A 26733-nucleotide genomic window follows, 5' to 3' on the forward strand; every position below is an offset into this window, starting at 1 on the left:
GGGATGGGTGTTCCTCCTGGGATGCTCTCTCGGCCATCGGCGCATCCGGGAGCTCCGGTGCCTCCGGGGATGATGGGGGCTCGGCCTCCGTCGTCTCCTGGGCTTCAGGCGGTGGCGGGAACTCAGGCCATGGTGGGCGCGCCGCCTGGGCCGGGTGCGTCGATGCCGCCGGAGGGGGCCGGGGTTCGGCCGCCCTCAGCGACGGGACTGCCTGCGGTGCATAGCGCGCCGGGTGTGGGGACTGCTGGTCCGCAGGTTCCTCCGGGGATGCTGGGCGCAGCGCCGTCGTCCGCGCCCGGAGGGGTGGCTGTTCCACCAGGGATGATGGCGGTACGTCCTCCGTCCGCGACGGGACTGCCCGCGGTTCCTGGGCCACACGGTCGGGTGCCGCCAGGCATGGCGGGCGCACGGCCTCCGTCCATGACGGGTGTACCGGCAGTGCCGGGGCCTCGTGGGCCGGTGCCTCCAGGAATGACGGGCGCACCGCCTCCGGCGACGGGTGCTCCGGTGCCTCCGGGGATGATGGGCGCACGGCCTCCGTCCATGACGGGTGTACCGGTAGTGCCGGGGCCTCATGGGCCGGTGCCTCCAGGAATGACGGGCGCAACGCCTCCGGCGGCGGGTGCTGCGGTGCCTCCGGGGATGATGGGCGCACCGCCTCCGGCGACGGTTGCGGCGGGTGCTCCGGTGCCTCCGGGGATGATGGGCGCACCGCCTCCGGCGACGGTTGCGGCGGGTGCTCCGATGCCTCCGGGGAAGATGGGGCATCGGCCTCCGTCTGCGACGGGACTGCCTGTGGTGTCGGGACCTCCTGGCATGGCGGGTGGCGCGTCCGGACCTGCTGTGCCAGTTCCTCCTGGGATGATGGGGCATCGCCCGCAGTCCGCGACGGGCTTGCCCGCCGTGCCGGGGCCTCATGGGCCGGTGCCGCCGGGAACGATGGGAGCTCGGCCTCCTCCCGCGCCCGGGCCACACGGGCCAGTCCCTCCCGGGATGATGGGAAGTCGTCCGCCGTCCGCGACGGGCCTGCCCGCGGTGCCGGGGCCTCATGGACCGGTGTCACCGGGAATGGTGGGAGCACGCCCCTCGTCGTCGGGCCTGCCTGCGATGCCTGGGCCTCATGGGGGCCCGGTGCCACCGGGAATGATGGGAGCACGGCCTCCGTCCGCGCCCGGATTGCCAGGGGCGCATGGGCCGGTGCCTGCGGGCACGATGGGAGCACGGCCGCCACCTGCGCCGGGCCTGCCTATGCCTCACGGGCCGGTGCCTCCGGGGATGATGGGATCGCGACCGCCGTCGTCGCCGGGACTGCCTGCGGTGCCGGGGGGGCGCGGGGCGAAGCCACCGGGAATGACGGGCGCACCGCCTTCGTCCGTGCACAGGGGGCCTCAGGCTCCTGGGCCTCACGGGACGAAGCCACCGGGAATGACGGGCGCACCGTTTGCGACTGCGCACGGGGGGGCCGATGCCCCCGTGCCTCCCGGGACGAAGCCACCGGGAATGACGGGCGCACCGTTTGCGACTGCGCACGGGGGGGCCGATGCCCCCGTGCCTCCCGGGACGATGCCACCGGGAATGACGGGCGCACCGCCTGCGACTGCGCACGGGGTGCCAGATGCCCCCGTGCCCCCCGGGGCGGTGCCACCGGGAACGATGGCTGCACAGCCTGCGGCTGCTCACGGGGGGCCCGATACCCCCGTGTCTCCCGGGGCGGTGCCACCGGGAATGATGGGCGCACCGCCTCCGTCAGTGCACGGGGGGCCCCATGCCCCCGTGGCTCTCGGAGCATTGCCTCCGGAGATGACTGCTGGGGCTTGGGCCGTCGCCGGGCCGGGGATGCACCGTCCTCACTCGCCTCACGGACAGACGCCTCCGGGCTCATTGCCCGTACCTCCGGCCGCAGGTGGTCCGCCTGTGGCCCTGCAGGGCGCACCCACGCCGGGCATGGCGCGGGGCCCGTCGAGCGGACCGCCCGCGCAGGTGTCGCCGGCGCCGCCTTCAGGCGTGGTCGCTGCGCATCCAGCGGACATGCCGTCGCAGCTCCCCATGGGGATGCCGCCTCCCGGAGCGATGCCGCCTCCCGCGTCACTGGGGGATGCACGGCCCGTGGAAGCGGACATGCCAGTCCCTGGCAATGCCGCTGCGGAAGCTCCAAGGACCGACGAGCCAGTCGAGACTCCTCCAGCGGAAGCACACGCTGCCCCGTCCTCGGCTGCCGCGGATGGAACGGAACCTCCGTTCCATCTCGAGGAAGACCTGGGGGCTTCGGGGCCGAGCGGTGTTCCCTCGGCGCCGGACTTCGATTCAAGCCGGATGCCGGTTCCTCCCGGAATGTCGCCCGCGGTTCATCGCGGGCACGGTGTCTCGCCTGCTCCCTTCGCGACTGAAGGACGAGAGTCCCCCCACGAGCGCGGCGCGGTGCCCCAACTGGTTGACATCCCTGCTGCGCTGCCGGCTCAAGAGCACGTGCCGTCTGCTGTCGACGCGAGTGGGGCTCTCGAGCGGGCGTTGCCCACGGACTCTGACGTGGTGTTCGACGTCGAGGCCGTTGCCGTCACGGCTTCCGACGTGGTGTCGGCGACCCCTGTCGCGACCGAAGATGCGTCGGCGGTGGACGTGGAGGTGCCTCCCGAGACGCCAGACCTCACGGATGCCACGGTCGTGGTTGAGCCGGTCATTGCCACCGACGCCGCAGTTGGGCCGCAGGCAGTTGACGAAGCCGCTGTGGTGACGGCAGAGGGCGCCGGTGCGGAATCGGGTGGCGTCGCAAGCGAAGCCGTTGGAGTGACGGCAGCGGACGTCAGTGTGGAACCGAGTGAGGAGCCGTCGGCCAGCCCCATTCACGACGAACCGAACGCAGTTGTTGAGGCATCGGCAGCAAGCGCGGCTACCGCTGAGTCGGAAGTAGCCCGTGTTGCGAGTCCGGACGTTGAAGCTGTAGCCGCATCCGCTGTGTTGGACGCGGCCAATGTCGCCACCTCAAGCGTTGATGACTTGGCGGCGGGGGCATCTTTCTCCGCACAGGATGTTGCTGGTGATGCGAATGCGGTCTTGGCCGTATCGGCGGCCGGTGCCGCTTGGGCACAGCCGGAGGACTCCGTTGGGCCAGGTGCGAACGTTGATGCATCGGCCGCAAGCTTCGTTACTGCCCATCCGAATGACTCCGGCGTGGCAAGCGCGAGCGTTGATACTCCCGCCGCAACCACCGAGGCCACCTCGACCTCGGATGCACCTGCTGCTGCTGCTGCCGCGCCGGATGTCTCCGGTGGTTCGAGTGGCATTCGTTCGGTTGGCGCCGAGCCGCATGCTGCCGGTGTGAACGATGCGGCACCCGAAGCGTCCGCCCTTGGCGAGTCGTCGGCGGCATTGGGGCCTCATGGCTCCGTGGAAATGGCAGCTGCGGCGCTCGACCGTGAGCACGCTCCGTCGTCCACGAATGTGGAAGGTGCAGCGGTTCCTTTTCCGGGCGTTGACGCACGTCCGGCCGCAGAAGTGGCGTCGACCGTCGAGCTGACGGATGCGTCAGCTCCAGGGCCGGATGCTGGGACCTCACAGCACGCGGCCGCCTCTCCAACTGAGTCGGCGAACGCTGACGCTTTGAGCGCGGCGGGCTCGACGTCGCCCGATGATGTCGCGTCCGCGGAGTCGATTCCCGAACCGGAAGGGACTGAGCAATCTCCCAGTGTGGAAGCGCTGCCGGAGGCCTCGCAGGCCCACTCCGGTCCAGTCCTCACGGGAGAATCCGCGGAGGCGTCGTCGTCGTTGGCTTCCACGACGCCAGCCGAAGCGCAGCGTCCAGCCGAGCCCGTCATCGTGGCCGATGCCGTTGGTCATTCCGCTGCAACCGAAACGCTGGCAGGCACGGAGCCTTCCGAAACCGCAGCGGCGAACTCGGAACTCACGAGCGATTCATCCTCACCGGCCACGCAGGAGTCAGTCGCGGACAGCCCGTCTGCGGAGGCGACGCCGGTTGCCACCGTAGACGCCCCAACCGCCGTAACACCGAGCGATGCGCCTGACGGCTTCGTGGAGGCGGCTGCGGCAACCACAGAGACCGAGCCAACTCCGTCCATCGAGTCCGCTCCCGCCGCCACGCCATCCACGGGCGAACGGGCCGCGCTGCCCTTCGGCGAGGTGACGCAGCCATTCGGCCTCAAGTTGGACTTGGCGGCCATCGCCAGCGAGTCCGACCCGACGGCGGAGGATGCTTCAACTGGCAAGCACGCGGAGACGCCAACGCAGGACACCCCGGCGCCGCGCAAGGCACGCGGCTTCGTCGTCGCGGAGCATGGCGAACTGCTCACCACCCCTGCTGCCCCCGCGGCCAGCCTCGACGCCACGGAGCCCGCCGCGCATGGCGGCGCTCCCTCGCCCTTCGTCGAGACTCCCGAATTCACGACTCCACCCGTCGCTCCCACGCCCCGGGCGCCCATTGAACTGGATGACCTGTCCGGCGCATCCGACGAGCCGATGCAGCTCGCCTCGACGTGGGAGTTCGTGGGCTGGCAGGGCGGCGATGACACGGGCCCCATTGGCCACGTCCCGGAGACGACCTGGGCGGACCGCGGTGTGGACCTCGACGGCCCGGCCATATCGCCCGCGGCGACCGAAGTGCCTCTGGCTTCGGCGTGGGACTTCATCCAGCAGCCCTGGCAGCCCACGGCGGCGGAGCCTTCGGACGTCATCACCACGCTCCTGGCCGCGGCGGCCAGCGGGGCCACGGAAGTGCCCGTGGGTGGCCCTTCCGTGACGGCGGAGCACGTGTTGTCGGCGCTCGATGTCGTGAGTACCCAGGGGACGCTCGGCAGGGTGGTGCTGGCGTACTGCGCGGGCCGCTTCCAGCGCGCCTTCCTCCTGGGCGAAAGCCTCGGCCTCGCGCGGGTGGGGCATGCCTGGGGCCCGGGCAGCGACAGCGCGGCGGTTGCCCAACTCAAGGTCGACCTCGAAGCACCGTCCCTGCTGCACACCGCGATGACGTCCGCGGGTGCCAGCGTCTTCGACGCACCGGCCTGTCCCCAGGACGAGGCCATCTTCGCCGCGCTGGGCGGGGAGGGCGCTTCGCGCCTGGCTGTCATCGCCATCCGGAGCCGGGGCCAGGCGGTGGCGTTCATCGTCGCGGACCACGGCGCGGAGCCCATCGCCGCGCTCGCGCTCGATGAACTCACGCGCATCGCGCAGAAGGCCTCCGAGGCCTTCTCCCGTCTTCCCACCCGGAGCGCCTGAGCGCGAGCCGGAGGAGGGGAGACGCAAGAAGGGCTCCAGAGCCAGGTGCTCCGGAGCCCTCTTCACTTCAAGAACGGCGCGTCGCGCTCAACTGCAGCCGCTGGTCGCGCCGCAGTTGCTGCATTTGTAGCAAGCACCGCTGCGCACCATGATGGCGCCGCAGGTGTGGCACGGCGGCGCGTCCGCCTGATTCAGCCAGGTGGACCGCTTCGAGGTGTTGGCGTCGGACCGCTGCACCGAAGCCGTCCGCGCGGGCAGGGCTTCCCGCTTCGGCTGCACGTCCACCCGGTCCAGCACCGCGTCCTCTTCCTCGCTCGGCAGGAACTTCAACTCCAGCCAGCGGAAGATGTAGTCGGTGATGGACTTGGCGATGGGGATGTCCGGGTTGCCGGTGAAGCCGCTGGGCTCGAAGCGGGTGTGGCTGAGCTTGTCGACCAGCACCTTCAACGGCACGCCGTACTGGAGCGCCAGCGACACGCTGGTGGCGAAGCTGTCCATCAGCCCGCTCACCACCGAGCCTTCCTTCGCCATGACGATGAACAGCTCGCCCGGCAGGCCGTCCTCGTACATGCCCACCGTCAGGTAGCCCTCGTGGCCGCCGATGGAGAACTTGTGCGTGATGGAGCGGCGCTCGTCCGGCAGTCGCCGGCGGACCGCGCGGGGCTCCGGCTGGACGGCGGGGGCGGGCTCGGGGGCCACGGTGGCCTTGGCGGCGCGCGTGTCCTTCACCGTCTCCTTCGACGTGTTCAGCGGCTGCGTCCGCTTGCACCCGTCGCGGTACACGGCGATGGCCTTGAGGCCGCGCTTCCACGCCTCCATGTACGCCTTCTCGATGTCCTCCACCGTCGCGTCCGACGGCATGTTCACCGTCTTGGAGATGGCGCCGGAGAGGAACGGCTGGCAGGCCTCCATCATCTGGATGTGGCCCATCCAGTGGATGCTGCGCTCGCCCTGGGCCGGCTTGAAGGCGCAGTCGAACACCGGGAGGTGCTCGGGCTTCAGGTGCGGCGCGCCCTCGATGGTGTCCTGCTTGTCCAGGTAGCTGATGATGTCCTGGGACTGCGTCTGCGGGTAGCCCAGCTTCTCCAGCGCCAGCGGCACCGTCTGGTTGACGATCTTCAGCATGCCGCCGCCCACCAGCTTCTTGTACTTGATGAGCGCGATGTCCGGCTCGATGCCGGTGGTGTCGCAGTCCATCATGAAGCCAATGGTCCCCGTGGGGGCCAGCACCGTCACCTGGCTGTTGCGGAAGCCGTGCTCCTCACCCAGCGCGAGCGCGCGGTCCCACGCGTCCTTCTGCGCGGCGAACAGGCCCTGGCTCACACCCTCCGGGGCGATGTGGTACGCGGCCTTGCGGTGCTTGCGGATGACGCCCAGCATCGGCTCCGCGTTCTTCGCGTAGCCAGCGAAGGGGCCCTGCTTCTCCGCCAGGCGGGCGCTCATCGCGTAGGCCTCGCCGCACATCAGCGAGGTAATCGCGCCAGCGTAGTTGCGGCCCGCGGGTGAGTCATACGGCAGGCCGGACGCCATCAGCAGCGCGCCCAGGTTGGCGTAGCCCAGGCCCAGCGGCCGGTAGTCGTGGCTGTTCTTCTCGATGCGCTCGGTGGGGTAGCGCGAGTTGCCGACGATGATTTCCTGCGCCATCAGCAGGATGTCGACCGCGTGGCGGAACGCCGTCACGTCGAAGTCGCCATCGATGGTGCGGAAGTGCATCAGGTTCAGGGACGCCAGGTTGCAGGCCGAGTCGTCCAGGAACATGTACTCCGAGCACGGATTGGACGCGTTGATGCGCGCCGTCGTCGAACACGTGTGCCAGCTGTTCACCGTGGTGTCGAACTGCATGCCCGGGTCGCCGCACAGGTGCGCGGCCTCGGAGATCTCCCGGAACAGCTCGCGCGCCTGGTAGGTGTCCAGCGGCTGGCCATCGCGCACCGACCGCGTCGTCCAGGTGGCGTCATCCACCACCGCCTTCATGAACGCGTCGGTGACGCGCACCGAGTTGTTCGAGTTCTGGAAGAACACCGACGAGTACGCCTCGCCGTTGAAGGACGGGTCGTAGCCGGCCTCGATGAGCGCCCAGGCCTTCTTCTCCTCGCTCGACTTGCAGCGGATGAACTCGAGGATGTCCGGGTGCTCGGCGTTGAGGATGACCATCTTCGCCGCGCGACGCGTCTTGCCGCCGCTCTTGATGACACCGGCGAAGGCGTCGAAGCCGCGCATGAACGACACCGGGCCGGAAGCGGTGCCACCGCCCGCCAGCAGCTCCTTGCTGCCGCGGATGGTGGACAGGTTGCTGCCCGTGCCGCTGCCGTACTTGAAGAGCATCCCCTCCGTGCGCGCCAGCGTGAGGATGGAGTCCATGTTGTCCTCCACGCTGTTGATGAAACACGCGGAGCACTGGGGCTGCGCCTCCACGCCAACGTTGAACCATACGGGCGAGTTGAAGGACGCCTTCTGGCGCAGCAGCAGGTGCGTCAGCTCCGCGTGGAAGGCCTCGCGGTCCGCGTCCCGCGTGAAGTAGCCACCTTCCACACCCCACTGGGTGAGAGTGTCCACCACACGCGCCACCAGCTTGCGCACGCTCGTTTCACGCTCCGGCGTGCCCGGCGTGCCGCGGAAGTACTTCGACGCAACGACGTTCGTCGCCAGCATCGACCAGGACTTCGGCACCTCGATGTCCTTCTGCTCGAAGACGGCCTTGCCATCCTCGCCGGTGATGCTGGCGCTGCGGTATTCCCACGCCAACTCATCCGCGGGATCCACGCCCGGTGTCGTGAAGAAGCGCTCCACCGTCAAGCCCGTCGCCGCCACGCGCGCCTTGCGCCCGCCGCGCCGCTCCTTCCCGTTCGCCGTGGACTTCGAGCTCAGCTCTTTATCCATGTCGCCACCCTCCGCGAGTTCACTGTGAGTTCTGATGCAAAATTTGCAAAACGCTAACGTCGCGAGATCCCGATGGATCCGATGGATCAGCCCGACGTGAAACGTGGGTGACATCAGAGCGGATTCGCGACGACGAAGCAGGGGCGCGCCCGGCCCCTCGGCTGTTCTTGGGAGATGCCCGCCAGACTGCCGGACGAGGCCATGGATAGACTCCTGTAGCACCTCCGTCAAAGATTCTATCGATACAGCAAATGGTGTCCGTCAAAATCATACCCACCATGAATTGTGTACAGCGATGAGGTGGGCGTCCGGTGTCTGCCTGCCTGCCCTGCTGCTACTGCGTTCAGCGAGGGAGCCCGATCTAGAGGGCCGCGCCTGCCCTGGCAACACATGCTTTGCAGTGCCTGAATCCAGATGGCGAGCCATGTATTGTCACTTCGAGCCAAGCGAGCGTGATCACTGGGAGACGTTTGCTGTGAGTCTGTGCACGACTCGGGCGGGGGCAACCGTGCTGATCCGCCAGGGGAGGTGGATCAGCCCCGTTGGCGGTCCGTTGGTGAACGCGGCCATCGATTTTGGTCCGGGCGCGCGTTAGGAGGCGGACATGGCTCCTCCCTACCAGCGCCACGTCTTCGTCTGTACCAACCGCCGCCCGGACGGAAATCCCAAGGGGTGTTGCGCCTCCAAGGGAGCGGAGGAGGTCCGCGCCGCCTTCAAGGCGGAGCTCGACAAGCGGGGCCTCAAGGGGGGCATGCGCGCCAACGCGGCGGGATGCCTGGACACGTGCAGCTTCGGTGTCGCCGTCGTCGTCTACCCGGAAGGCACCTGGTATGGCGGCGTCAAGGTGGAGGACGTGAAGGACATCGTCGAGCAGCACCTGATGGAAGGCCGCCCCGTGGAGCGGCTGCTGATGCCCTTCTCCCGCAAGACCGTCACTTCGGGCTAAAGCAAGCTTCTCGGTATTAACCCGAAATAGTCGACGCCTGCCTCTGTCTGCGTGAACCCGCAGACGAGCCGCGTGGAACCCTTGTCGAGAAGCCCGGGGCAGGCCTGCACCGGGCTTGGGCTCGGCATGTGTCCAGCGCGGCGAGGAGCACATGCATGCGTCGCAGTTGGTGGGCCTCTGGCCTGATCGCCACCGCCTTGTCCGTGGCTGGCTGTGATTCCGAAGTGCCGTCGTCTCACGTTCGGGACATGACGGCGTTCCAGGATGCGGCCCTGGCCGCGGAGTGGGCAGCGGGCGTCGCGTACTCCGTGGGAACGCGCGTCACCTATCAAGGGCGCCTCTATGAGTGCCGCCAGCCGCACACGTCCCAGGCGGACTGGACACCGGTGGCGGTGGCCTCGCTGTGGTTGGACCTGGGGCCCGCGGGCGGTGGTGAGCCGGACGCGGGCAGCGGCGGAACGGACGCGGGCACGGGCGGGGACGTCACCGCGCCCACCGTGGGCTTGAGTGCCAGTGCCTCGCGCATCATCGCCGTGGGGCCGCTGAGCCTGACGGCCACGGCGACGGACGACGTGGGCGTGACGCGGGTGGAGATTCTGGAGAACGGTGCCGTCGTCGCCACCGGCTCGCAGTTCAGCCGGGCCTTCAGCGGTTGGGAGCAGAACGGCACGTATGTCTACGCGGTGCGCGCCTATGACGCCGCGGGCAACGTGGGGACCACCACGCTCACCGTCGTCGTGGAGATTCCAGGTGGGCCGCCGCCGGGAGGAAAGCGCATCGTCGGCTACTTCACCGCGTGGGGCATCTACGCGCGCAACTACCACGTGTCCAACGTGCAGCCGTCCAAGCTCACGCACATCAACTACGCGTTCTCCAACATCTCCGGGGATGGACGCTGCATCCTCGGCGACCCGTTCGCGGACATCGACAAGAGCGGCGGCTGGCAGGGTGAGTGGGACCCCGGTCAGTTGCGCGGCAACTTCCGCGCGTTCAAGGAGATGAAGCGGCAGAACCCGCACCTGAAGCTGCTCATCTCCGTGGGCGGCTGGTCCTGGTCCACGCACTTCTCCACCGTGGCGTCCTCGCCTGCTTCGCGCGCGGCCTTCGTGAAGTCCTGCGTGGACCTCTACATCCGTGGCCAGTACCCCGGTGTGGACCCCGTCAACGGCGAGGGCGTGTTCGACGGCATCGACATCGACTGGGAGTACCCGGTCGGCGGCGGCCTGCCAGGCAACAGCAACAGCCCGGCTGACAAGCAGAACTACACGCTGCTGATGCAGGAGTTCCGCAGTCAGCTCAACGCCGTCACCACGCAGACGGGCAAGCCGTACCTGCTCACCATCGCCACGGGCGCGTCGCCGGACCTGCTGGAGAACAAGCAGGAGACGAAGAAGCTGTCCGACGTGCTCGATTGGATCAACGTGATGTCCTACGACTACCACGGGGCCTTCGAGAGCACGGTGAACTTCCACTCGGCGCTCCATCGCGTCACGGGTGACCCGGGCGCGGCCACGGGCTTCTACACGGATGGCTCGGTGTCGAAGATGCTGGCGCTGGGCGTGCCGCCCGCGAAGATTGTCGTCGGCGTGCCCTTCTACGGCCGGGGTTGGGGCAGCGTGCCCAACGTGAACAACGGCCTGTTCCAGAGTGGTGTGCCCACGCGCGGCACCTGGGATGACGGCTCGTCGGGTCTGACGGGTGTGTTCGACTTCAAGGACATCAAGGCCAACTACGAGCGCCCCGGTTCCGGTTACACGAAGTTCTTCCACCCGGAGGCGAAGGAGGCCTACGTCTACAACCCTGCCACGGGCATCTGGATTGGGTATGACGACGTGCAGAGCATCAACGCCAAGGCGGACTACATCCTGAACAAGAACCTGGGCGGCGCGATGTTCTGGGAGTTGAGCGGTGATGACGGCTCGCTGCTCGATGCGCTGGCACGGAAGCTGCGCTGACCCGGGCTGAGCCTTTGACAGGCATTGTAAGCGTGTCGTGAAGCCATACGCCGGGGGACTTCTGTTCCCCGGCGTCATGGCGTTAGGGTTTGCCGCATGTCCTTCGCGGCAGCCGTCCTGCTGGTGGTGCTCTCCAGCTCTTCCGTGGCCGCCGAGCCGTGGACCGCCGTCGTCCGGGTGGCCTCCGACGAGGACACCGCCTTGCTCGTGCGAGTGCGGGGGCAGAGCAGCGATCTGCCCGTGCGTCTCGAGGTCTCGTCCGGAGCGCCGCTCGGAGAATTTCGCGAGGGCCCATGGCTCGCGGCGGAACGGCTGGCCGGGCGCCACCAGGCCCGCGCTGTCCTCTGGTTCGTGCGAGAGGGCAGCGACGTTCGCGTCCAGGTGGCCGAGTTCGACAGCCGGCGTCTGTTCTCCCGGGCCGCGCGGATGGGGCAGTCGCCAGGCTCCCTGGAATGGTCCACGGGGGCGGAGGCGCTGGCGCTGGCTGCTCGCTCCGCACTTCGCGCGGTGGAGGCCGGCGCGCCGCTGGGTGACGTGGTGGAGTTGGCGCTGCCGCGACACACGTCGAACGGCGAGGGGACTGACACCGGGGTGGGGCATCGCATCGATGATGCGGCCTCCAGTGATGGGGCCGCGCTGGGGACGCCCTCGTCCGAGGGCGCCGACGTTGCGCTCGCGGAGGCAGTGGGCTCGGCTTCCGCGCGGGAAGGCGTGACGTCACCTCGCGAGGGCCCGAGGCTGGCTTCGGCCGAGGAGTACCCAGCGCGCCAGATGTGGCTCACGTTGGGGGGCCATGCCGCGCTGGATGGGTACACGCGCACGGGCCACCAGGGGGTGATGGTGGGCGTGGGATTGCAGCCGGGCCGGTGGCGGCTGCGAGCGCAAGTCCTGGCCAGTGTGCCGACCCGGCTTCGTGATGCCCGGACGGAGTTGACGCTGGGGCAGCATGCGGCGTCGGTGTGGGCGGGGCTGCCCTGGGCGGCGTCGGAGCGATTGGATGTGGAGGCCGGGCTCGGCGCGGGCGCGGTGGTCTTCACTCGCCGGACGCAAGCGCTGACGGAGGAGGTGGAGGCTGCACCTCCGGGCACGATGTTGGCCCTGCTCATGGGCCCCGAGCTCCGCGCCCGCTGGCGGATGGGGGCGCGTGTCGGCCTGGAGGCGAGCATGGCCGCGGAGGTCCTCCTGGGACGGCCCGAGCTTCGCTACGCCATCGACGGAAACTTCGTGTCACGCGGTGCGGGTTGGGCCGTCCGCCCCCGGCTGGGGTTGGCGATGGTGGTTTTTCTTTGAGCGCCGATGACCCGATTGGCCCGGTGCCGTCCTCCATGGCGGCAATGAGGAGCTCGGGCTCACACGCAGCGGACCCACGTCGTGCGGCGGAAGACCCTCGCATCCAGGCCGCCATCCAGGGCGAGCGAGAGGCAACCGGCGCTTTGCTGATGGAGCTGCTCCCCCGGGTTCGCAATCTCGTGCGCTACCTGGTGCGCGGGGATGTGGACGTGGAGGACATCGCCCAGGAGGCACTCATCGCCCTGGTGCGGGGGCTGCCGTCGTATCGCGCTGAAGGCCGCTTCCAATCCTGGGCGGATCGGGTGGTGGCGCGGACGACGTTCGCATGGCTGAAGCGCTCCCGAGGCCGGGATGCCCAGCACGCGGATGCGCCGGTGGAGCTGGTCGCGGTTCCCTCTGAGGATGCCCTGCCGGACGAGTATGTTCATCGCCGTCACATGGTGACACTCCTGGATCGGCTTTCGAATGAGCAGCGGCATGCACTGGTGTTGCATCACGTGCTGGAGTTGAGCGTGCCGGAGATTTCAACGGAGCTGGGCATTCCCTTCGAGACGGTGCGCAGCCGGCTCCGCTTGGGGCGGACGGCGCTGCGCTCGCTGGCGACCGCGGAGGGAGACGGAGGGGAGGAGCGGGGATGAGTGACTTCAGGGAAGAGAGGGATGACGCCCTGAATGCGCTGGTCCTGCCGTTGGACGAAGGCGTGGGGCCGGCCCGACGCATCTCCCGGGAACGGTCGGCGCGGATGGTGCTGACCGCGCTGGAGGCAGGCGCGTTGGTGACGCCGCCCGCGCCCCGGCCACTCGGCAAGCGGCCCCCCGTGTGGTTGATGGCGGGAGCGCTCCTCGTCGCGGGCGCCGCCGCGGCAGCGGTCTGGAACTTCACACGCTCGAGCCGGGCGTCGACGTCGCAGGTGGAATCGGCTGCGCTCATGGGGCCCCCGCGGTTGGGCACGGAGTCACGACGGATCGGCAGCGGAGTGGTTGACGCGGCCCCCTCGCGGTTGGATGCCGTGTCAGACGAGGCTTCGCCCGAAACGCCGGTGGTCCCTGCCGCGTCCATCGCTGAAGCCGAGCCGGCGCGTCCGCGCGCGCCACTGGCTTCCGTGAAGTCGGCTGCTCCGGAAGACCTCTTGCTCAAGGCCAATGCGCTCCGTTCCGAGGGGCGGTGGAAGGAGGCCGAGGCGCTCTACCTACGCGTCATTCGCGCCGAGCCATCATCGCTCGCGTCATACGTCGCGCGCGTCGCCTCGGGCTCGCTTCGGCTGGAGCACCTGGGGGACGCGCGAGGCGCCCTGCGCCAGTTCAAGGCGGCGCTTCGGGTCCAGCCGCGCGGTGTGCTCGACCAGGAAGCGCAGCACGGCATCGCCGAAGCGCACCGTGTTCTCGGTGACCGAGACGCGGAGCGCAGCGCGCTGGAATCGTTCCTCTCCACCCATCCCGATTCGCCGCTCGTGCCGTCGGCTCGCGCGCGCGTTCGGGAACTCACCGCGCCATGAACAGGCGATGGACGTTGGCGGTGCTACTGGCGGCGTCGATGGGAAGCTGCACCCGTGGGGACCTGGTGGCCACCGTCCAGTCGCCGGACGCAGGACACGTGGGCTCCTCGGTGGATGCCGGTGGGCCCGATGGCGGCGAGCCGCCTGCCGATTGGGAGGCGTACTGTGCGGGGCGCGGGCCTCCCATCGTCGTCGGGGATGCCGATACCGATTCGCAGGTGTGCAGTGGACGTCTGGCGGAGCGAACCTTCCGTCATGCGCTGTGCACCTGCGAGGGGCTCGCCCTGGGTGCGTCTTTCGAAACGGATGCCTTTCACGGCACCTCGGAGAGGTATCAGCCAGGAGGCGCGGGGGGCGATGTCGGGGTGAATGGCGCGCTGTCGGCCAATGACGCGGTGGCGGTGGGAGGCTCGCTGAGGATTGGCGGTGCGGGAGGCGCCCAGCTCGGGCAGACGTTCCGCGTGGGTGAGGCATTGCACTGCGGTGGTCCGCTTACCGGCAACCCAGTCTCGGCCACCGTAGTGGGAGACGCCCGCGTACGCGGTGATGTCGCGTTGCCCGCCTTCAGCGTCGGTGGCGTGCTCATGGTTCCAGCGGGCCACGTACTGGGGCCGGTGGACGCGGCTGAGGTCCGTCGCGAGCCCGTGGACCCCGTCATCCCCTGTGCGTGTGATGCGGCGTCCCAGGTGGATGTCTCCGGGCTCATCGCCCGGCACGTGCTCGACAATGACAACGTGGCCATCGGCCTCGACGCCACGGCGATGGAGGACATCGAAGGCGAACGCGCGCTGGAGCTGCCGTGTGGCCGCTTCCACCTGACGCGCATCACCGGCACCGGCCGCGCCACACTCACGATTCGCGCGCGTACGGCGCTCTTCGTCGAGGACGTCGTCGACCTGGGCGAAGGACTGTCGGTGGACGTTCAGGCACCTGGAGAGCTGGACCTGTTCCTCGGGGGCTCTGTCGCGGTGGCGGGACCGCTCACGTTGGGGTCCACCGCCACGCCTTCTCGCGTGCGAGTGTACGCCGCGGGCTCGAACGTGCTGGCGCTGTCCGCGGGCAGCTTCCTCGCGGGCAATCTCTATGCGCCCCGCGCCGTACTCAGCCTGAGCGGGGGCGCCGAGGTCTTCGGTTCTGTGTTCGTCCGTCAAGTCGAGGCTTCGGGGCCGCTCCGACTGCACTACGACGCGGACATTCGCGATGCGGGCGCCGAGTGCATGGGCGATTGAGGTGCACGCCACCGGCCCTGCGTATCCGTGTCAGGCCGCCATCGTTTGTTCGAAGGCCCGGAGTCCCGCGTCACGCGCGCAGGGGCGGCGGCTCGATGCTCCTGTTCACCGCCTTATCCGGACTGCACCCCACGGGTGGCTGGTGACGTGTGTGTAGGTCTCCAGCTTTGCGCCGTTGTTCGCGAAGGGGAGGCTGCACATGAAGTGGGAAGTGAAGGCCGGCATTGCCGGGCTGTTGTTCGGGTCCATGCTGGTCGGCTGCGGGGTGGCGCCGGAACAAGGAGAACTGGGTGGCTTGGAGGACGTGACGGCGGAGTCGTCAGCGAGCGCCGAGACCGGGCTCGATGCACATCGTGGCTACTCCACGCCAGTCGCAGTGGCTCGATATGGGCACGCGGTCGCGTACGGCGACGGCAAGTACTTCGCGGTCTGGGCCGACGTGCGGACCGGCGGCATCTACGGCACGCGGGTGAAGCCAGACGGCACCGTGCTCGACCCGCGGGGCATCCGCATCAACTTCGGCGAAGAGATTGGGCGTCGACCGGCCATCGCCTTCAACGGGACGCACTTCTTCGTGGTTTGGGACACCATCAACGGAGTGGATGGTGTGCGCGTGAAGCCGGACGGTACCGTGGTGGGGCCGATGTTTTTAGCAGTCCAGTCGGACGAAGTCTTCGATCCAGCGCGAGTCGCCTGTTCCCCGAAAATCTGCCTGGTGACGTACACCGTCGCCGGTGACGACTCCTCGACCATCTACTTCACCCGGGTGTCCAAGGACGGCGTCATCCTCTCGACGGACGACCACACGCTCAACGCCTCCAACACCTTCGCGGATGACGCGTCGTCGACTTGGAACAACAGCAAGAAGGAGTTCCTGGTCGTCTGGTCCGTCGAGCAGGGTGGTGGCCCGGAGAACGCCGATATCTACGGCAACAGGGTGAAGGAGGACGGCACCATCCTCGATGGCGACGGCTTCCCCATCTCCACGGAGGAGGGCGCCCAGACGACACCTGACGTGGTGTGGACGGGCAAGAGCTACCAGGTGGTCTGGACCGATGACCGGAATGGGAACCCAGACATCTACGGTGCGCGTGTGAGCAAGACAGGCACGGTGAAGGATCCGGACGGCATCCCCATCTCCACCGCCGCGGGCGCGCAGACCGCCCCGCGCATCGCCCACCACAATAGCAAGTCCCTGGTCGTCTGGGATGACACTCGCTACGGCCCGCACAGCATCTGGGGCGCGCGATGGGGCGAGGACGGAGACGTTTGGGACGGTTCCGGCTTCCCCATCTCCAGCGCGGGTCTGGCCCAGCAGTACCTGCCGGACGTCGCCTTCGGGGCCGACAAGTTCTTCACCATCTACGCCGCCCAGGAGACCTATTCACCCGGTGATCCGCACTACATCGTGGGGACGCGCGTGACGCATCAGGCGCAGGTGAAGGACGTGCCCGCCGTGCCGCTCACGCGCCGACGCTGAGCCGTTGCTGGAGGGGGCCTCGCCGCGTTCGAGGCGGCGTTCCCCAGAAGCAAGGGCCAGTGCATGCACGCCGGCCCGGGCCCTGCGCTCGGGCTCAGTGGTTCAGGCCGAGCTCGTGGTTCTCCAACGACGTCAGCCGGGCGGAGTCGTACACGCTGCGGAGGGCGGGGAGGTGGCTCGATGCGCCTGTCCTCCACCTTATCCGGCCTGCGCCCCACGGGTGGCTGGTGAGGCGCGCGGAGCCCCCCACTCTTTCGCCGTTGTTCGCGAAGGGGAGGCTGCACATGAAGCGGGAAGTGAAGGCCGGCATTGCCGGGCTGGTGTTCGGGTCCATGCTGGTCGGCTGCGGGGTGGCGCCGGAACAGGAAGCGCAGAACGAAGTGGAGGAGATGACGGCGGAGGCGACATCGAGCGCCGAGGCCGGGCTCGATGAACACCGTGGCTCCTCGATGCCCGCCGCGGTGGCGCGTTTCGGCCCCGCGGTCGCGTACGGTGACGGCAAGTTCTTCGCCGTCTGGACCGATGTGCGGACCGGCGGCATCTACGGCACCCGGGTGAAGCCGGACGGCACCGTGCTCGACCCGGGGGGCATCCGCATCAACATCAGTGACGAGAATGGGGAGCGGCCCGCCATCGCCTTCAACGGGAAGTACTTCTTCGTCGTCTGGGAGAGCCGCGATGGTGTCGACGGGGTGCGGGTGAAGCCGGACGGCACCGTGGTGGGGCCGGTGTTCCGCGCCATCCAGACGGACGAGTCCTTCGGCCCGGTGCGTGTGGCCTGCTCTCCGAAGATCTGCCTGGTGACGTACACCATTTCCGGTGACGAAGAGACGGTCATCTTCTTCACGCGGGTGACGAAGGATGGCGTCGTCCTCTCGACGGACGACCGCACGCTCAGCGCCGTCCCCAACTTCGCGAATGACGCGTCATCGACCTGGAACAACAAAACGAAGGAGTTCCTGGTCGTCTGGTCCGACGAGCACGGCCAAGGCCCGGAGAACGCGGACATCTACGGCAACAGGGTGAAGGAGAACGGCACCATCCTCGACGGCACCGGCTTCCCCATCTCTCAGGCGGAGGGCGCCCAGACGACGCCTGACGTGGAGTGGACGGGCAAGAACTACCAGGTGGTCTGGTCCGATGACCGGAATGGGAACCCGGACATCTTCGGCGCGCGCGTGGGCAAGACGGGCACGGTGAAGGACCCCGAAGGCATCCCCATCTCCACCGCCGCGGGCGCGCAGACCGAACCGCGCATCGCCCACCACAATGACAAGTCCCTGGTCGTCTGGGACGACACGCGCAACGGTCCGCACGCCGTGTGGGGTGCGCGGTGGGGCGAGAACGGGGACGTGTGGGACCCCTCGGGCTTCCCTATTTCCAGCGGGTTCCTGCCACAGGAGTACCTGCCGGACGTCGCCTTCGGGGCTGACAAGTTCTTCACCGTCTACGCCGCCCAGGCCGTCTACGACCCCTCCGAGCCGCACTTCATCCTGGGCACGCGGGTGACGCACCAGGCGCAGGTGAAGGACGTGCCTGCCTTGCCGCTCACGCGCCAGCGCTGAGCCGTTGAGGGAGAGGGCATCGCCGCGTGCGAGGCGGCGTTCCCCAGCGGCCCGGGCCGGCGCATGCACGCCGGCCCGGGCCTTGCGCGTGGGCTCAGTGGTTCAGGTCGAGCTCGCGGTTCTCCAACGACGCCAGCCGGGCGGAGTTGTACACGCTGTGGAGGGCGGGGTTGGAGATGCGCTCCCCGAAGCGCATTGGGTCGATGGCAGGGGCGGCGGCTCGATGCGCCTGTCCACCGTCTTATTCGGACTGCGCCCCACGGGTGGCTGGTGACGTGCGTGTAGGTCCCCAGCTTTGCGCCGTTGTTCGCGAAGGGGAGGCTGCACATGAAGCGGGAAGTGAAGGCCGGCATTGCCGGGCTGTTGTTCGGGTCCATGCTGGTCGGCTGCGGGGTGGCGCCGGAACAAGAAGAACTGGGCGGCTTGGAGGACGCGACGGCGGAGTCGGAGGCTGAGGCGCCAATGAGCGCCGAGACCGGGCTCGAGAAAAGCGGGGGTTACGCCCAGCCCGCCCCGCTGGCGCGCTTCTGGCCAGCGGTTGCGTACGGCGGGGGCAAATTCCTCGCGGTCTGGACCGACGTGCGGACCGGCGGCATCTACGGCACTCGGGTGAAGCCAGACGGCACCGTGCTCGACCCTGCGGACATTCGCATCAACATTGGAGACGTCGAAGGATTCCGGCCCGGCATCGGTTTCAACGGGACGCACTTCTTCGTCGTCTGGGAGAGCGTGGATGGTATCGACGCCGTGCGCGTGAAGCCGGACGGCACCGTGGTGGGCCCGGTATTCAACGTCAAACAATCGGGTGAAACCGTCGGCCCGGCGCGAGTCGCCTGCTCCCCGAAAATCTGCCTGGTGACGTACACCGTCTCCGGTGACTTCTCGAACATCTTCTTCACGCGGGTGACGAAGGATGGCGTCGTCCTTGATACGGGCGACGAGTCCCTCAGCGCCTCCGACACCTTCGCGAATGACGCGTCGCCGACCTGGAACAACAAAACGAAGGAGTTCCTGGTCGTCTGGTCCGACGAGCACGGCCAAGGCCCGGAGAATGCGGACATCTACGGCAACAGGGTGAAGGAGGACGGCACCATCCTCGACGGCGACGGCTTCCCCATCTCCCAGGCCGAGGGCGCCCAGACGACGCCTGACGTGGAGTGGACGCACAAGAATTACCAGGTGGTCTGGACCGATGACCGGAATGGGAACGCGGACATCTTCGGCGCGCGCGTGAGCAAGACAGGCATGGTGAAGGACCCCGAAGGCATCCCCATCTCCACCGCAGAGGGCGCGCAGGCCGAGCCGCGCATCGCCCACCACAACGACAAGTCCCTGGTCGTCTGGGACGACAGGCGTGACGGTCCGCATGCCGTGTGGGGTGCGCGGTGGGGCGAGAACGGGGACGTGTGGGACCCCTCGGGTTTCCCTATCTCCACCGGGGACCAACCACAGGAGTACCTGCCGGATGTCGCCTACGGGGGCGGCAAGTTCTTCGTTGTCTACTCGGGCCAGGAGACGTTCGATCCCCTCGAACCGCACTTCATCCTGGGCACGCGGGTGACGCACCAGGCGCACGTGAAGGACGTGCCCGCCCTGCCGCTCACGCGCCAGCACTGAGTCGTTGAAGGAGAGGGCCTCGCCGCGCGTGCGAGACGGTGTTCCCCAGAGGCCCGGGCCGGCGCATGCACGCCGGCCCGAGCCCTGCGCTCGGGCTCAGTGGTTCAGGCCGAGCTCGCGATTCTCCAGCGACGTCAGCCGGGCGGAGTCGTACACGCTGCGGAGGGCAGGGTTGGAGATGGCCTCCCCGAAGAGCTGGTGGAACGGAATGGCATCCTGCGGATCATCTGGCTTCTTCTTGAGCGCCTCCGTCACCCAGTTCTGGATCTGGTCGATGGTGAGGTTCTGCAACTGGCCCAGCCCCGGGATGCTCGAGGTGGGGAGCAAATCCTTGAGCTTGAAGATCAGCCCCGCCATTCCCTCGGCGGCCTCGTTGCGCTTGTTCAGCTCCTCGACGGAGAGGAGGAAGCCTCCCTCGATGGCGCCAACGAGGCTGCCCATGGACCGTGCCAGGCGCTGCGCATCCTGCGACGGCGGATTGGCGTGCGCCTCCGCCTCCAACTGCGCCTGCATGTCACCCAGCTTCGAGGTGATGAACGAGTGGAACGCCTCCTGTCCCTCGAAGGAAGGCTCGGTGAAGAGCGTCCGGGTGAAGAACTCGGACAGCTTGCCCGCGCCCGCGCTTCCAATGGAGCCCGAGGCGTCGCTCGCCGCGGCGAGAATCGCGTTCGCGTGCTGCGTGAAGAAGCGCGCCGCCGCCGCGCGGGATTCGGGGTTGTCTCCCAGGTGCCCGATGCTGTCCATGAACAGCTTGATGGACTCCGGCGTGGCGGGCTGGATTGCGCTGGCCGCGTCCAGCAGCTTTCCAAGCGCCTCCGTGCCGCCGCCGATGATGGGGTCGTTGATGTTCTTGAGGACGTGGCCCAGGGCGTCCGGGTTGTTCTTCAGGAACTCCTGGAGCTTGTCCGGCGGCAGGCCCGCCAGCGCCGTGGCGATGGCCACGGCGCGCGCCGGGTCGGCCGGGTTGCTGGCCGTCATGATTTCCAGCTCGCGCTGCGCGTAGGCGGTGATGAGCTCCGGGTTGCCCGTGCCGGCGATGATTTTCGCCAGCGTCTCGTGCGTCTCACCGCCCCAGGAGCCCGCGCCATGGGAACCGACGGCCGCCGTCAGTTCGTCGAGCGTGACGGCGCCCGACCGGTAGGCCGCGTCGAGGGCGGCGGAGAGCACCGGCAAATCCTCTTCGCTGGCCTTGTCGAGCAGTTGTCCCGCATCGGTCCCGTATTGGAAGAAGCGATCCATGAAGGCCGCTTGCTGCGCCGGGTCGGGATGGTCCTTCAGCCAGTTCGTGAGATACGACGGGTCCTGCCGGTTGGTGGCGTCCACCTGCGCCTGCTCCGCAGATGCCTGCTGCTCGGGCGTCAGCGCCGGGGCCACTACCGCGTTCGTGTTGAGGGCCGCCACGGTGTTTCCGAAGGCAACCTGCGCGCGCCCACGCGGAGCAGCACCTTGGAAGGCATCCGCGTTGCGCTGCGTCTGGTATTTGACTGAGGACGTCGTCGCCGTGGGCGTACGGGCCTGGGTCGGCTCCGCGTCCTTCTGGAGATTCGAGCCGAGCTTCGAGGGAGCGCGCCGGTCGATTCGGGGGGACATACACACACCTTTCTCGGGAACGACATGAATGTCGGAGGCACCGGGATTGTCGGCCATGACGCGAACATGTTGCGTCAGGCGTTGTGACATCCCGGTGCCTTCACTCCGAAACTGGATGTGTCGCGTCACCCGGTGGGCTTCAGGGAATGCGCTCCCACGCGTCCTGCCAGTTCAAGCCCGTGCCCGGCGCGTAATGCAGCGCGGAGCCCTTGCACCAGCCAGAGTAGGGGAAGGGCTTGCAGCGATAGCGCAGTCCGTCGGTGCCCCGCACAACGGTGCCCTCTGCATAGTCCTCAATCCCAGACGGGTAGACAGGCTCGCCACCGCCACCGGGCGGCGGCTTCATGATGTCGACCTGGAAGGTGTAGCCCGTCTCTCGCGCGTAGACGCGGTTGCCCAGCGCGTCCTGCACGGGATTCACGCGGCCCGCTGCGTCGAGCACGCCCACCTGTACGCGGCTGGACGCGCCGTTCACCCGCTGTGCCAGCGCATGAATCCACTGGGCCGCCGGCGTGGCCGTGGTCAGGGGATGCACATGGGATTCGGTGTCAGCGCCCTGCGCGTCGAAAACGCGCAGCGTCACCGAGCTCCCCGCGGGCAGGTCTTCACGCGCCTGTACCTGGCCCAGCTCCTTCCACGACGAGGGCGGCGGCGGGGTGTTGCTGAACTTCACGTCGGTGCAGGCGTAGAAGGCCTCCGGGCTGTCCGAGCGCTGCCAGATGCCGTAGATGACATGCGCGCCCGTCTTCCCTTGAGGGAAGGGGCAGTTGAGCCGGTAGCGGTTGTTCTGGGCGGAGACGTGGGTGATGGAGCAGAAGGGATTTGCTTCCAGGTCCGACCACTTGAGCGGGAGCGCCGGGTTGTAGCCCTCACGCGTGACGTAGAGGCGGAAGTAGCCGGTGGCGTGCACGGCGGTCGCGTGGAAGACGAACTCGAAGCGACCCTGGGTGTCCGGCGTGATGAGCGTGGAGGGCCAGTCCGTGCGTGCGAGGTCCAGGCCCCGGTGACTTTCATTCGCGGCGCTGCAGAGCTTTCCGTCTGGAATGATGTCGCGGTGCCTGTCGTTGGCGTTGCCCTGCCGCACGCCATTCCAGTCGTAGAGCGCTTGCGTGCCACCAGCCTGGATGAGCGCCTTGCACGCGTCGGACTTCGGCGTCTCTGGCCCTTCCTTGAAGCAACTGTAGACGCGGCTGAGAGGTACTTCCATGGAGCCGTGCGCCAGGGCCACGCTGGCGCACAACATGGACACGACGGCGAGCGACGCGCCGAGACACCGCTGCACTGCTGAGGTCATCCCTTCCTCCTGTGGTGCGAGGAGGGAGGGCGCGGCCCCCGAAATCGGGTCAACGGCCTAGAAGGCCTTCCACGCCATCAGGAGCTTGGAGGCGACTTCAGAGGTGATGAGCGGCAACACGCCGCCACCGCCGACGATGTTGACGATTTCCGACATGGACCCGCGGCACACACCGCCCCACGCGGGCTGCCGCGCCAGGCCCACGGAGGCATAGGCGGAGTAGTCCACGAAGAAGGACGTGGGCAGCACGGTGCCGTTGGGCTCGCAGAGCAGGTGCTCCTCGGGCGGCGAGTCCACCACCTCCTGCACCACGAAGCCTCCGCCGGCCGTGTCCGCCGCCGTGCGCGCGCACAGCTCCGCCCACGTCATCGGCGCGCCATAGGCCACCTGCACCCGCTCCGTGTAGGGGACGGTGCCCGCGGAGCGGCCCAGGAAGACGGCTCGGCCGCCATAGTCCCAGGCCCGCTTCAGCACGAAGCGCGCCGGCGTCGCGGCGACCAGGGCCACCAGGTCCTCCACGCGTTCACCGTCGGGGCCCTGCGTCGGGCCGGGCTGGAACGTTCGCGTCCACGGCACGGACGCGCGCACCGCCTCCAACTCGTCGCCGGTGAGTCGCGCGGCTTCGGCCAGTGCGGGCTCGGCCAGGGCCTGCGACAGGCGGGCGAAGGTCAGCTTCACCTCCACCTGCGAGGCGGGGGGATTGAGGAACACCGCCTTCTTGCCGGGCACGGTGCCCAGGAAGTCCTCGACCCAGGGGGAGGGGGACTCCTCCAGGCGCCGGACGAAGAGGTGCCGGTACACCAGGTCGTACTTCTTGCCGTGGGCCACGAAGGCGTCGTCACCGGACACCTCGTCCGGATGGACCAGGTCCGCGTCCGCGCCGAACTCGCGGAAGCGCTCGCACAGCCAGCGCAGCTCCGTGATTTGGGCGTCGTTGCGGCGGCACAGCAGGGCCACCGTGTCCGGCATCCTGCCGTTGCGCTCGGCCGCGTATCCGTCCAGCAGCGCCCGGTACAACGCCAGCGCGTTGCTGCCGTTGAGCGACAGCAGGGCGTGCAGGGACTTCTCCGGATAGCGGAAGTAGCGGCCCACCACCTCGATGAAGGTGCGGGCCGCGATGTCGGAGTACCCCTGCATGGCGGGGATGGTGGCGTTGACCTCCAACGCCCACGGCGTGCCGCCTGCGACGAAGTAGTCCACGCGCGTGGTGGCCAGCCGGGTGGACTGGCGCCAGGTGCGCTCGGCGAGCACGCGCTCGAGAGGGGAGAGGGCGCCCAGCAGGGACTCCGCGTCCGCGCCCTGGAGCTGCGCCTGCGCCATCTTCACCGTGGCGGAGGACAGGCGGGCGGACAGCTCCGAGCGGCGGCGAATCTCCGCGGCGTCCAGCACCACGGGCGTGGCGGTAATGGGGATGGGGTGGGTGGTCCCGTCCGGTCGCGTGACGGCGAGGCCCCGCTGGTAGGCGATTCGCGCCAGGTCGGGCGCAATGTGGCGTGCCTGGCTCCGGAGCGCGTCGATGAACTCTTGCACGAAGTCGTGACCTCGATGGTGCGCCCGGGCGTCTTCCGGGCGGCGCGCACCCTACGCCTGGACGGTCCACCGGTCCACGGGCCCGGTGCCTTTCGTCGGAGCAGGACACTCCCTCGGTGGCCTCTTGCCACCCGCCGGGCCTGGGACCGGCCGCTCCGGGGCCCACCCGGGCAGCGGCGCTGGAAAGGGGTTATTGTTACTATTGTCTCTGCGTTGCTGTTGATCGTTCGCCGGGAGTGCTGTTTCCTGGCGAATGTTGCGTGAGACAGTCTGACTTGCGCGAACGGTCTGTCTGGCTTACAACCGTAGACGCCGTTCGACCGGGAATGCCCTGACGTGAGTCGCTCCTCCTTTCACCAGCCCGTGAGTTCCGTCCGGTCGCGCCTTCTGGCGCTGCCGTTCGCGCTCGTGTGCGTGCTGGCGTACATGGGGAGCGTGATGCACTTCGCCCTGGTCCAGCACGCCACGTGCCTGGAGCATGGTGAGGTGATGCACGTGGAGGCCGGTGACTCCCATGGCGCCGGTCACGCTGAGGCGTCCTTCGACGATGTGCGGCTCGCCTCCAAGAGTACGGAGGCGGACTCCCACGGCTCTGATGCCCACTGTGTCCACGCCTTCTTCCGGCGGGAGGCTCCGCCTCCGCAGCAGGACACTCCGTTCCTCCTGGTCGCGCCCGCTCGCTCCGAGCCCGCGCTGGCGGTGTTCCGCTTCCATGCGGAGCCCGTCGCCCGTCTTCACCTGGCTCCCAAGGCCTCTCCGCCGCGCGCGTGAGGCCCGGGAGTTTGCTCGCTCAGACGGCCTGTCGCGCCGTGTGAGGTTGCCCGTCCGCTAAAGCCAGACAGACTCCGTCCGCTCCGCGCGGGCTGTGAGTCATTGCGGCTTTGTGCCCACGCCGGCTGAGCTGTCTCACGGCGCCCGTGTTTCGTGCTCCGTGCACGCCCCTTCCATTCCCACGCACCCGTGGCGGCCCCTCCATGTCCTGGCGGTGTCCGTTGCTGGCGCGCGGGCGTGGCACACCCGCAGTCCAATCCCGTGGAGTCGCACCATGACGAAGAAGCTCCTTGCCGCGTTCCTGCTGTCCACCGCGCTCGTCTCCGCCGGCTGCGGCGACGACCATCCCGAAGAAGAGGGCGTCGACGCCGAGGCGTGCGAGCACCTCCAGGAGGGGCCCGCCACCGCCGTCATCTCCAACATGGGGACCAACAACCCGCCCCCCGAGATTCGCGCGGACCACCGCCGCTACGACATCACCCTGATGAGCGGCTCGGAAGGGAATCAGGGCATGGTGGCCTTCGCCGCGAGCGAGGCCGCCGACTACGTCATCTACACCAACGCGGACGTGCCCCTTTCCGTCACCACCTCCAGCGGTGAGGCGGTGGAAATCGAGGAGAGCACCAGCAGCTCCAAGGGCTGCACCGACATCAAGGGCCGCCACGTCGTGCCTCTCACGGTGGGCACGCACTACCTGACCTTCGGCCCCACGTCCGTGGCGACTTTCGGCGTGCTCATCGAGGAGTCGCACGGCGACCACGGCCACGAGCACTGACGCTGTTCCCGGGCCCCTGGCCCGTTCACCCGGGGGCCGGTGCTCCAGTGCCGGCCCCTCGTTCCCCGAAGAGAGAAGACCATGGGTTCCTTCCAGCAGTTCCTGACGGACAAGAACATCCCCACCGAGAAGCTCCTCCGCCTGTCGCGCCAGCTCGAGTCCTACGGCTCCGAGGGTCGAACCCTCTTGAAGAAGCGGAGCGCCCGTCGCCGTGACAAGGACACGCAGGGCAAGAGCTACGAGTCGCTGTCCATCGGCAAGCCGAAGAGCGGCCGGGGCATCAGCGCCCAGCAGCTTCAGGCCGCGCTGGGAGACCTGCCACTGACGGCCAGCGTGCGCGGAAAGTTGGTGCGCGCCGTCAACGCGGTGCTGGGCAAGCAGGGCGGAAGCCCAGTGGACGCGCCCGCGCTCTTCGGCGCCAGCCCCGTGCGCCGCGGCGCCACGGCGAAGAAGTCCGCGAGCTGAGAGGAGATAGCGCCCATGTCCGGCCATGCCATGTCCACCGTGCTTCCCTGTGAGCTTCGACGCGATGGAGACCGGCTGTTCGACGTCTCCATGTGGTGCCTCGGGCGGGATGTCCTCTGCCCGGAGGGGAACCTCCTCGTTCGACGAGGGCTCGTGCGCCACGCGCGCCCCGAAGGCGCGGAGGGACAGAGCCCCTACACGGTGGGCCTTCCGGATGGTGGGCGCCTGACGCTGTGGGGCTTCGGCGCGCTGTGTGAGTGCGGCGAAGCCATCTTCGTCCCTCGGGCGGGCTTCGCGCCCGTCCTGCTGGAGGGGGTGCCGGGCCATCTGCCGTTTCGCGCGGAGGAGCTGGGCCCGGCGCGCTTGCCGACCACGGGACACGAGCGGCGGGCGCTGCGCGCGGGGCTCGCCTCGCTGGCGGGCTGGCTGGCCGAGCACGAGGACTGGATTTCCTCCGAGATGGGGCCGTCCTGGCGCCGTGAGTGTTTCGGGGCACGCCGCAAAGCGGCTCCCGTCGAGGCGGACGGACTGGCCTCGGCGTGGCGGCGCTTCGCTTCCCGCCTTCGTTCCCTGGATTCTGGATTCAACGTCTGCACCGCCCCGGTCGCCGGGGCCTGAGGAGGCCATC

18 protein-coding genes are annotated in these 26733 nt (G+C 68.6%); 14 read left to right on the forward strand and 4 right to left on the reverse strand.

What is annotated here, in order from left to right; genetic code table 11:
- Positions 1-4026: 4026 nt before the first annotated feature.
- Complete coding sequence (locus tag FMQ63_RS17305; RefSeq protein WP_020480776.1) at positions 4027-5223, forward strand: hypothetical protein; 1197 nt, start codon at positions 4027-4029, stop codon at positions 5221-5223.
- Between the two features lie 87 nt (positions 5224-5310).
- Here FMQ63_RS17305 and FMQ63_RS17310 read toward each other — a convergent pair whose 3' ends face one another.
- On the reverse strand, positions 5311-8103 hold the full coding sequence (locus tag FMQ63_RS17310; RefSeq protein WP_011552985.1) for a vitamin B12-dependent ribonucleotide reductase: 2793 nt from the start codon (positions 8101-8103) through the stop codon (positions 5311-5313).
- Positions 8104-8707: 604 nt separating this feature from the next.
- On the opposite strand from FMQ63_RS17310, the gene FMQ63_RS17315 reads away from it, so the two are divergent.
- The 9 genes from FMQ63_RS17315 to FMQ63_RS17355 all read left to right on the forward strand — a co-directional run bounded on the left by FMQ63_RS17315 (position 8708) and on the right by FMQ63_RS17355 (position 19680).
- The gene (locus tag FMQ63_RS17315; RefSeq protein WP_011552986.1) at positions 8708-9049 is read left to right on the forward strand and encodes a ferredoxin; all 342 of its coding nucleotides are present in this window, start codon (positions 8708-8710) and stop codon (positions 9047-9049) included.
- Between the two features lie 155 nt (positions 9050-9204).
- Positions 9205-11004 (forward strand): glycosyl hydrolase family 18 protein, encoded by a 1800-nt coding sequence (locus FMQ63_RS17320; protein WP_011552987.1) that lies wholly within the window; start codon positions 9205-9207, stop codon positions 11002-11004.
- 96 nt (positions 11005-11100) lie between these two features.
- Positions 11101-12294, forward strand: a complete 1194-nt coding sequence (locus FMQ63_RS17325; protein ID WP_011552988.1) for a hypothetical protein — start codon at positions 11101-11103, stop codon at positions 12292-12294.
- Between the two features lie 149 nt (positions 12295-12443).
- On the forward strand, positions 12444-12932 hold the full coding sequence (locus FMQ63_RS17330) for an RNA polymerase sigma factor (RefSeq protein WP_306440799.1): 489 nt from the start codon (positions 12444-12446) through the stop codon (positions 12930-12932).
- Positions 12929-13789 carry a tol-pal system YbgF family protein gene (locus FMQ63_RS17335; protein WP_011552990.1) on the forward strand — a complete coding sequence of 287 codons (861 nt, stop codon included), beginning with the start codon at positions 12929-12931 and terminating at the stop codon, positions 13787-13789. The genes FMQ63_RS17330 and FMQ63_RS17335 overlap by 4 nt, the downstream gene beginning before the upstream one ends.
- Positions 13786-15018 carry a hypothetical protein gene (locus FMQ63_RS17340; protein ID WP_011552991.1) on the forward strand — a complete coding sequence of 411 codons (1233 nt, stop codon included), beginning with the start codon at positions 13786-13788 and terminating at the stop codon, positions 15016-15018. The genes FMQ63_RS17335 and FMQ63_RS17340 overlap by 4 nt, the downstream gene beginning before the upstream one ends.
- A gap of 199 nt (positions 15019-15217) precedes the next feature.
- Positions 15218-16498 (forward strand): hypothetical protein, encoded by a 1281-nt coding sequence (locus FMQ63_RS17345; protein WP_225909951.1) that lies wholly within the window; start codon positions 15218-15220, stop codon positions 16496-16498.
- Between the two features lie 284 nt (positions 16499-16782).
- Positions 16783-18063, forward strand: coding sequence for a hypothetical protein (locus tag FMQ63_RS17350; protein ID WP_225909952.1), 1281 nt, complete (start codon positions 16783-16785; stop codon positions 18061-18063).
- A gap of 327 nt (positions 18064-18390) precedes the next feature.
- Positions 18391-19680: a hypothetical protein gene (locus FMQ63_RS17355; protein ID WP_225909953.1), complete on the forward strand. Its 1290-nt coding sequence runs from the start codon at positions 18391-18393 to the stop codon at positions 19678-19680.
- A 96-nt stretch (positions 19681-19776) separates the two neighbouring features.
- Here the strand turns inward: FMQ63_RS17355 and FMQ63_RS17360 are convergent, their stop codons facing one another.
- The 3 genes from FMQ63_RS17360 to FMQ63_RS17370 form a co-directional block, all read right to left on the reverse strand.
- The gene (locus tag FMQ63_RS17360; RefSeq protein WP_020478590.1) at positions 19777-21270 is read right to left on the reverse strand and encodes a hypothetical protein; all 1494 of its coding nucleotides are present in this window, start codon (positions 21268-21270) and stop codon (positions 19777-19779) included.
- 139 nt (positions 21271-21409) lie between these two features.
- Positions 21410-22564, reverse strand: coding sequence for a lytic polysaccharide monooxygenase (locus FMQ63_RS17365; protein WP_020478591.1), 1155 nt, complete (start codon positions 22562-22564; stop codon positions 21410-21412).
- 57 nt (positions 22565-22621) lie between these two features.
- The gene (locus FMQ63_RS17370) at positions 22622-24094 is read right to left on the reverse strand and encodes a hypothetical protein (RefSeq protein WP_011552998.1); all 1473 of its coding nucleotides are present in this window, start codon (positions 24092-24094) and stop codon (positions 22622-22624) included.
- 336 nt (positions 24095-24430) lie between these two features.
- Here FMQ63_RS17370 and FMQ63_RS17375 point away from each other — a divergent pair, with 336 nt between their 5' ends.
- The 4 genes from FMQ63_RS17375 to FMQ63_RS17390 all read left to right on the forward strand — a co-directional run bounded on the left by FMQ63_RS17375 (position 24431) and on the right by FMQ63_RS17390 (position 26723).
- Positions 24431-24865, forward strand: coding sequence for a hypothetical protein (locus tag FMQ63_RS17375; protein WP_011553000.1), 435 nt, complete (start codon positions 24431-24433; stop codon positions 24863-24865).
- A gap of 274 nt (positions 24866-25139) precedes the next feature.
- Positions 25140-25640 carry a hypothetical protein gene (locus FMQ63_RS17380; protein WP_020478592.1) on the forward strand — a complete coding sequence of 167 codons (501 nt, stop codon included), beginning with the start codon at positions 25140-25142 and terminating at the stop codon, positions 25638-25640.
- A gap of 81 nt (positions 25641-25721) precedes the next feature.
- Positions 25722-26105 (forward strand): hypothetical protein, encoded by a 384-nt coding sequence (locus FMQ63_RS17385; RefSeq protein WP_020478593.1) that lies wholly within the window; start codon positions 25722-25724, stop codon positions 26103-26105.
- 15 nt (positions 26106-26120) lie between these two features.
- Complete coding sequence (locus FMQ63_RS17390; RefSeq protein ID WP_011553002.1) at positions 26121-26723, forward strand: hypothetical protein; 603 nt, start codon at positions 26121-26123, stop codon at positions 26721-26723.
- Positions 26724-26733: the final 10 nt, after the last annotated feature.

This window comes from Myxococcus sp. CA005 (assembly GCF_006518205.1).
GTDB classification, from domain to species: domain Bacteria; phylum Myxococcota; class Myxococcia; order Myxococcales; family Myxococcaceae; genus Myxococcus; species Myxococcus xanthus.

Coding starts and splice junctions, on each gene's coding strand:
- FMQ63_RS17310 (WP_011552985.1), bottom strand. CDS start 8,103: ATGGATAAAGAGCTGAGCTCGAAGTCCACGGCGAACGGGAAGGAGCGG.
- FMQ63_RS17315 (WP_011552986.1), top strand. CDS start 8,708: ATGGCTCCTCCCTACCAGCGCCACGTCTTCGTCTGTACCAACCGCCGC.
- FMQ63_RS17320 (WP_011552987.1), top strand. CDS start 9,205: ATGCGTCGCAGTTGGTGGGCCTCTGGCCTGATCGCCACCGCCTTGTCC.
- FMQ63_RS17325 (WP_011552988.1), top strand. CDS start 11,101: ATGTCCTTCGCGGCAGCCGTCCTGCTGGTGGTGCTCTCCAGCTCTTCC.
- FMQ63_RS17330 (WP_306440799.1), top strand. CDS start 12,444: ATGGAGCTGCTCCCCCGGGTTCGCAATCTCGTGCGCTACCTGGTGCGC.
- FMQ63_RS17335 (WP_011552990.1), top strand. CDS start 12,929: ATGAGTGACTTCAGGGAAGAGAGGGATGACGCCCTGAATGCGCTGGTC.
- FMQ63_RS17340 (WP_011552991.1), top strand. CDS start 13,786: ATGAACAGGCGATGGACGTTGGCGGTGCTACTGGCGGCGTCGATGGGA.
- FMQ63_RS17345 (WP_225909951.1), top strand. CDS start 15,218: ATGAAGTGGGAAGTGAAGGCCGGCATTGCCGGGCTGTTGTTCGGGTCC.
- FMQ63_RS17350 (WP_225909952.1), top strand. CDS start 16,783: ATGAAGCGGGAAGTGAAGGCCGGCATTGCCGGGCTGGTGTTCGGGTCC.
- FMQ63_RS17355 (WP_225909953.1), top strand. CDS start 18,391: ATGAAGCGGGAAGTGAAGGCCGGCATTGCCGGGCTGTTGTTCGGGTCC.
- FMQ63_RS17360 (WP_020478590.1), bottom strand. CDS start 21,270: ATGTCCCCCCGAATCGACCGGCGCGCTCCCTCGAAGCTCGGCTCGAAT.
- FMQ63_RS17365 (WP_020478591.1), bottom strand. CDS start 22,564: ATGACCTCAGCAGTGCAGCGGTGTCTCGGCGCGTCGCTCGCCGTCGTG.
- FMQ63_RS17380 (WP_020478592.1), top strand. CDS start 25,140: ATGACGAAGAAGCTCCTTGCCGCGTTCCTGCTGTCCACCGCGCTCGTC.
- FMQ63_RS17385 (WP_020478593.1), top strand. CDS start 25,722: ATGGGTTCCTTCCAGCAGTTCCTGACGGACAAGAACATCCCCACCGAG.
- FMQ63_RS17390 (WP_011553002.1), top strand. CDS start 26,121: ATGTCCGGCCATGCCATGTCCACCGTGCTTCCCTGTGAGCTTCGACGC.